Origin of the sequence: Bacillus sp. JJ1609 (genome assembly GCF_036967045.1) — a bacterium.
GTDB lineage: Bacteria > Bacillota > Bacilli > Bacillales > Cytobacillaceae > Mesobacillus.
This window is the reverse complement of sequence record NZ_JBALSS010000033.1, coordinates 50,757-57,709: the sequence shown is the minus strand read 5'-3', so window position 1 is coordinate 57,709 and position 6,953 is coordinate 50,757. Positions and strand designations below refer to the sequence as shown.

The following is a 6,953-nucleotide window of genomic DNA, read 5'->3' as shown; positions in this document are numbered from 1 at the left end:
GGCATCATTGGCATCTGGCTTTGCATCATTCCGCCCACCTGCGGCATCTGGTTATCCATCATTCCACTTACCTGTGGCTGGTAAGGCATCTGATTTTCCATCATTCCACCGACTTGTGGCATGTATGGCATCGGCGGATAACCATGAGGCATTTGCCCATATGGAGGACACCATCCAGGACCAGGCATTACAGGAGAGATCGGCATTCCATAAAAGGTAGGACCTGCCTCTGATTCAGGCGATATCTGAGGCTGCATATTTGCAGGCATATTTTCATCCATTACAGGACTTAATGGCATTTGCATATTTTGATCAAATGACGATGATTCCATATCTGCCATTCCCATTCCAGGCATCATACCAGGGTATTGGCCAGGATAATTCATCGCTCCTTGCACCTGCGGATACGGCATCATCTGCTGAGTGCCTGGATAACCATATCCAGGACCCGTCATAGATGGGGCACCAGGATAACAATTATATGGATAAGGAATCATTGGCTGTTGGTAACCTCCTTGGATAAATGGCATCATAGAAGGTGCTTCATCCATGAAATCATTCTTTTCAATTTTTATATCAGGTTTTATTTCCGATTTCACACTTGGTTTCACTTCTGCTTTTGGCAGTGGCTTCGCTTGAGGTTTCATTTCAGGCTTAACCTCTGGCTTCACTTCTGGTTTGATCTCTGGGAAAATATTCTCTGGCTTTAGCGGGAGCTGCGGCTTTGGCTGTGCCTTTGGCTGTGGCTGTGGCTTTGGCGGAAGCTGCATGTTTGACATATTCAACATATAGTAATTGTTGATATCGATTTCAGGCATGATCTGCTTCGGCATTTTTGGGGTATATGGTTTCACTGCTTCTTCTTTTTTAATCGGCTTAGGTGCTTCCTGTTTTGGCATTTCCATTTTTGGCATTTCCATTTTTGGCATTTCCATTTTTGGCATTTCCATTTTTGGCTGCTCCTTGACTGGAGCCTCCTTAGGCATTTCCTTAACAGGTGCCTCCTTCTTCACTTCAGGCATTGATATAGGTTTCTCTTTGGCAATCGGCATTTCCTTTTTGCCACCCATATTGATTTTTGCTTGAGGCGTTCCACCGGAAATTGGAGCTTCTTTTTTTATGTTACCTCCACCAGTTGGAACTTTTATTTTCATACCGGGCATAATCATATCAGGGTTGCTGAGCTGAGTATTCATCTTTTTCAGCTCTTCAAAGTTCACGCCGTACTTCTTGGCGATCTTCCAAAGAGTATCCCCTTTCTGTACGATATGGAGCTTCATTCTGATTCCCTCCTATGGCATAAGTCTATATATTGTATGTGGGTGTGGGCAATTTGCTAACAATCTTCAAAAAAACTTATGCTTCACTAGTTATAAATATGTTTCAACAAGCAACATTAAGCTTTTCCCAAAATAAAAATTCCTCCCCAACCGGGAAGGAATTCGTTTTAAGAGTGATGCAGCATTCGTTCAAGAGCAATCTTAGCATTTTTCGATGTCTCTGCACCCACGTTAATGATATTGCATTCCTGCCCTTCCATAATAGAATCAAGGCTCCATGCAAGATGTTGAAGGTCAATCCTGTTCATCGTCAAACATGGACACATATGCGGGTTTAACGAAACAATATGTTTATCAGGATGCTGTGCAATCAGGCGGTTCACTAAATTCATTTCTGTGCCGATTGCCCATTTCGATCCCGCTGGTGAAGCTTCAATTGCGTCTATAATATAATTGGTCGACCCAGCCATGTCAGATAGCCGGACAACCTCATGCCTGCATTCTGGATGGACAATGATTTTCATATTTGGATCCACATTACGGACGTTCAAAATATTCTCAACTGTAAAATTCTCATGGACGGAGCAATGCCCCTTCCAAAGAATGACCTTCACTTTCTCCAGCGGTCCTTCAAACTCAAGAATATTTTCGATGGGATTGTATACTGCCATTTCATCCAGACTGATTCCCATATTGTAAGCTGTGTTCCGTCCTAAGTGCTGGTCTGGAAGGAAAAGGAGTCGTTCTTTTTGGGTAAAAGCCCATTGCACCATTTTTTCGGCATTGGAAGAAGTTACTGTGGCACCGCCATTAGCTCCTACAAAGGATTTGATTGCGGCAGTAGAATTTACATATGTCAATGGAAGTATTGTATCGCCAAACAACACATGGAGGAATTCCCATGCCCGTTCAGTCTGATAAATATCCGCCATATCGGCCATCGAGCAGCCTGCCCTCATGTCAGGCAAGTAGACTTTTTGAGTGTCCCCGGTGAGAATATCGGCTGTTTCCGCCATAAAATGGACACCACAAAACACGATATGCTCAGCATCCCTGTTTTCCGCTGACAGCTGGGCTAGCTTTAGAGAATCGCCAGTAGCATCAGCAAATTGTATGACTTCATCTTTTTGATAATGGTGCCCAGGAATGAATAACTTCTTTCCCATTTTCACTTTTATATCCCTGATCATGGCTTCCAGTTCTTGTACAGACATGTCCCTGTATTTTTCAGGAAGCATTCTGGCTTTTGTTTCAAGCGCCTCCAATAGATTCATGATTTTATCCCCCTTTTATTCCGGTATCACTTTTGCACTAATATCCAACGACTTAACAGAATGCGTCAGGAAACCGAGGGATATGTAATCCACCCCACAATTTCTGTAGCTGTGCAGGTTTTCAAGAGTGATGCCGCCAGATGCTTCCGTTAAAATACCTTCTGGAACTTGGCCAATCCATTTGGCTATTTCTTCAGGTGTCCTGTTATCAAACATGACGCAGTCGGCCTTTGCTTCTATTGCTTCCTTAAGCTGGGCTTCTGTCTCGATCTCCACTTCCACCTTCACCATATGGCCGAGACTTGATTTCACTGTTCCCACAGCACCGCTGATCGATCCTGCAAATGAAATATGATTATCCTTGATCATGACAGCATCATATAATCCATAGCGGTGGTTGTACCCGCCTCCACATCGTACGGCATATTTTTCAAGCATCCGTAAACCAGGTGTTGTTTTTCTAGTATCACAAATTCTGGTTTTTCCGCTGTCTAACACGGACACGGCCTGATGCGTTATAGTCGCTATACCGCTCATCCGCTGCACAAGATTAAGGACAACTCTTTCAGCTTTAAGCAAAGCGGAAATTTGGCCGGATATAGTTGCGAGCTCTTGCCCCTTTTTCACATGAGCCCCGTCCTTCGCCATGATATTGACCTGACATTTTTCATCCAATAAACGGAATCCTGTGTTAATGACTTGTTCTCCACAAAAAATTCCATCCTCTTTCGCAATGAAAACCATACTTCCTGTTTTTCCATTACCGAATATCAACTCACTGGTCACATCACGGTCGCCAATGTCCTCAATAAAAAATTGTTCAAGTAGCAAGCGGAGTTTGATTGTATTCATACTTCCCATCCTTTGCTTTTTTTCGTTGACGGATGATCCGTTTTTTCATCCAATTAGAATTATCTTCATTAGGAAAGTCTTCTCTGTAATGACCGCCCCTGCTTTCCGTGCGTTCAAGTGCTGACTCTGTGATCAGGCAGGCAGTAATGTACATGCATAACTGTTTAATTTCAGCAGTCGACATTTGATCAAGAGAGACATCCATCCATTCATCAAAACCGAACTGGTCAAGCCATTCCTTTTGGGCTGTCAGCATGGCTCTTGTCCGAACAATCCCTGTTCGGTCCATCATCGTTTTTTTTAATTCTTCTATTTCAGGGAGGCCAGCCAAAGGACGATAAAACTCCATCTTTATAGCATCAGATTTTTTAGTATTTTTATATACGGCCGGATTATGGTTAATCCATTCTGCAAGCCTGCTGCCAATGAACATCCCTTCAAGCAAAGAATTGCTCGCTAGCCTGTTCGCGCCATGTATACCTGTGCAGGCGACCTCTCCAATTGCATACAATCCTAGAATATTCGTACGGCCAAGCAAATCTGTTTTCACGCCCCCCATGATAAAATGGCTGCCTGGCACAACTGGAATCAGCCCCTTATCAATCTCTACACCATATTCTGTGCAAAGCTGGCTTATGGTCGGGAACCGATCGCAGAAATCCTCAATTTCAGTAATGTCCAGGTAGATTTGAATATCCTTTTTTAAATACTCATAAATGGTTTGGGAAACGATATGCCTCGGAGCAAGATCCATTAAAGGATGAATATCTTCCATGATCCTTTGTCCCTCACCAGTGACGAGGACTGCCCCTTCACCCCTGACAGCCTCGGAAATAAGACCTCTCGTGCTGCCATTCACAAATAGAAGTGTCGGATGGAATTGGATGAACTCCATATCTGCCAGTTCGGCTCCAGCTCTATAAGCAAGCGCCATGCCATCACCGGTGGCGGTTTCAGCATTCGAGGTATAAGAATAAAGCTGGCCGCATCCCCCTGTTGCAAGAACTACATGATCTGCATAGTAAACTTCATTCTTCCCATCCGAGGTCTTCGCTTTTACTCCAATACATGTATCCATTTGGTCATTTAAAATTAATTCATAGACATAAACCGATTGCTCAATCGAAATATTGGACCCGAGGTTAGAACTAAAGAAATCCACGATATGCTTCCCTGTAGCATCACCGCCGCTATGGACGATTCTTTTCATGCTATGCGCACCTTCCAAACCTAATTGCAGCCTTCCATCGTGATCCTCATCAAACCTGCATCCGTCTTGCCATATACCTTTAATTAAATCAGGTGCTTCTTTCGTCATTGCTAGCACAGCTTCTGCATCGTTATGGTGGCCGCCAGCTTCCAGCGTATCCAGATAATGAAAAAAAGGATCATCGTTTATCCCGATCGCAGCCGCAATTCCTCCCTGCGCTAAATAAGAGTTGCACGTATTCCACTCCATCTTTGTGAGAATAATCACATTCAATGTCTTTGTTAATTTATTGGCTAATTGCAACGCGGCAATACCGCTGCCAATGATGATTACATCCGTTTGTTTCATAGATTTGCTGCCTCCTGGGTTAACAGGTGTCTTGACATATATATTTACACAGTTTTACACTGTTGACAAGAACTTTTAACATTTAACTATTTTTATAGCTTTTACGATGTTTCTTTTTATGGTTACATGGAGTTTTTTTTATATGTCAAATATATGCGGAGACAATTATGAAATATTTCGATTATGCTGCAACATGCCCGCTGGACCAGGAAGCCGCAGAGATTTATATCAAAGCAGCAACTGATTACTTCGGGAACAGTCAGAGCCTCCATGATATAGGCAGTACTGCCGAAAATGTATTGGAAGGATGCAGACGGGAATTCGCAAAACTTCTTGATGTGAACAGTGCAGGAATTTTTTTTACCAGCGGAGGCTCTGAATCCAACTTTCTCGGAATAATGGCCCTGCTTTCTGCTTTACGAAAAAAAGGCAATCATATCATTACAGGTGCAGCTGAGCATTCATCAGTCTATAATCTTATGAAAAAGCTGGAGACAGAGGGTTGGGAAGTCACTTACCTTCCTCTAAACAGAAGAGGGGAAATTGAATATGAGAGTGTAATAAATTCGGCCAGGAAGGAAACTGTGCTCGTCTCTCTTCACCATGGAAATCCTGAAATCGGCACGCTCCAGCCACTTGAAGCAATCGCCGAATTCTGCAAAAGCCAAGATATTCTACTTCATAGTGACTGTGTACAAACCTTTGGCAAGATTCCTATTGCCCCTATAGCCAGGTCCGTTGACGCGCTTTCTATTTCCGGTCATAAATTTTACGGTCCAAAAGGAACTGGGGCTGCTTATATAAATCCCAGGCTTGCATGGAAACCTTTGATTGCTGGTACAGCTCATGAAAAAGGATTCAGGCCAGGAACTGTAAATATCCCAGGAATTGCAGCGATGACAACGGCAGCACAAAAAGCCCACATGATACTGGAAACTGAAACTATTCGTATGAGAAAGATAAGAGCCTTTTTCCAGGAAACAATATTTAACTTAACAGATAAGATTATGATATTTGGCGGAGACGAAGCTGCACAGCTGCCTGGTATTCTGGGGATGAGCATCAAGGGAATTGAAGGACAATACGTCATGCTTGAATGCAATCGCAAGGGATATGCTATCTCTACTGGTACAGCGTGTCACACCGGAATGGTTTCACCGGCGAAAACGATGACAGCGATGGGCATAACAGGTAAAGAGGCTAAAGAGTTTTTTAGAGTTTCATTCGGGAGAGAGACAAAAACCGAGGAGGTAGAAGAGCTTGCAAAATTAATTGCCGAACTTCCCTTACATGCCTCTGCCTTTTAAATTCTCCTTTATTTATGGTAAAATTCTCAAATGAAGAGATAGAAGGAGAGGATTGGATTTATGAAGGAACCTACAAAAATCCTCGGGGACGAGCGCCGGGCATTTATCCTAAGCAGGCTGCAGGAAAGCAGGGCCCCAATTACTGGAAGTGAGCTTGCATCCATAACAAATGTAAGCAGACAGGTCATCGTTGGCGACATCACCTTGCTAAAAGCTAGGAATGAACCAATCATTGCAACCAGCCAGGGGTATATTTATATGCATGCCTCAAATCCAACAGGAGCGATAAGAACCATTGCCTGTTCCCATACTCCAGAACGGACAGAGGAAGAACTAATCCTTCTCGTCGATCATGGTGTCACCATAAAGGATGTCAAAATTGAGCATCCAGTCTATGGAGATTTAACCGCCTCAATCATGGTATCGAATCGATACGAAGTGAAACAATTCATGGAAAAAATCCGTGCCACTAATGCCTCCTACTTATCAGAGCTTACAGAAGGCATCCATTTGCACACAATCTCCGCGCCAACAGAAAAAGCGCTGGATGAAGCAGAAGAAGCACTTAGAAATGCTAATTTCTTGGTTGATCTGGAATAGAGATAGAGTAAAAAAAGAAATTCGTTTTTATGGTAAAGGCTAGTTTCCCCTTTATTGGTACAACGTGATGGCGTTTTTCACT

General features: G+C 43.2%; 6 protein-coding genes. 2 read left to right on the top strand and 4 right to left on the bottom strand.

Translation table 11 applies throughout. The features are described from left to right. The 4 genes from safA to nadB all read right to left on the bottom strand — a co-directional run. Positions 1-1,280 (bottom strand): SafA/ExsA family spore coat assembly protein (safA, locus tag V7654_RS21115; RefSeq protein ID WP_335432823.1); only part of this gene is annotated, 1,280 nt, incomplete at its 3' end. 167 nt (positions 1,281-1,447) lie between these two features. Further along, positions 1,448-2,554, bottom strand: coding sequence for a quinolinate synthase NadA (gene nadA / locus V7654_RS21110; RefSeq protein WP_335432822.1), 1,107 nt, complete (start codon positions 2,552-2,554; stop codon positions 1,448-1,450). A gap of 15 nt (positions 2,555-2,569) precedes the next feature. After that, positions 2,570-3,406 carry a carboxylating nicotinate-nucleotide diphosphorylase gene (gene nadC / locus V7654_RS21105; protein ID WP_335432821.1) on the bottom strand — a complete coding sequence of 279 codons (837 nt, stop codon included), beginning with the start codon at positions 3,404-3,406 and terminating at the stop codon, positions 2,570-2,572. Then, positions 3,375-4,964, bottom strand: a complete 1,590-nt coding sequence (gene nadB / locus V7654_RS21100; protein WP_335432820.1) for an L-aspartate oxidase — start codon at positions 4,962-4,964, stop codon at positions 3,375-3,377. The genes nadC and nadB overlap by 32 nt, the downstream gene beginning before the upstream one ends. A 167-nt stretch (positions 4,965-5,131) precedes the next feature. Here nadB and V7654_RS21095 point away from each other — a divergent pair, with 167 nt between their 5' ends. Both V7654_RS21095 and V7654_RS21090 read left to right on the top strand, forming a co-directional pair. Continuing rightward, complete coding sequence (locus V7654_RS21095) at positions 5,132-6,271, top strand: IscS subfamily cysteine desulfurase (protein WP_335432819.1); 1,140 nt, start codon at positions 5,132-5,134, stop codon at positions 6,269-6,271. 60 nt (positions 6,272-6,331) lie between these two features. Beyond that, positions 6,332-6,871: a transcription repressor NadR gene (locus tag V7654_RS21090; protein WP_335432818.1), complete on the top strand. Its 540-nt coding sequence runs from the start codon at positions 6,332-6,334 to the stop codon at positions 6,869-6,871. The last annotated feature ends 82 nt before the right edge of the window (positions 6,872-6,953 follow it).

Excerpts from the sequence above, each read along its gene's own strand:
- nadA (WP_335432822.1), bottom strand. The coding sequence starts at position 2,554 with ATGAATCTATTGGAGGCGCTTGAAACAAAAGCCAGAATGCTTCCTGAA.
- nadC (WP_335432821.1), bottom strand. The coding sequence starts at position 3,406 with ATGAATACAATCAAACTCCGCTTGCTACTTGAACAATTTTTTATTGAG.
- nadB (WP_335432820.1), bottom strand. The coding sequence starts at position 4,964 with ATGAAACAAACGGATGTAATCATCATTGGCAGCGGTATTGCCGCGTTG.
- V7654_RS21095 (WP_335432819.1), top strand. The coding sequence starts at position 5,132 with ATGAAATATTTCGATTATGCTGCAACATGCCCGCTGGACCAGGAAGCC.
- V7654_RS21090 (WP_335432818.1), top strand. The coding sequence starts at position 6,332 with ATGAAGGAACCTACAAAAATCCTCGGGGACGAGCGCCGGGCATTTATC.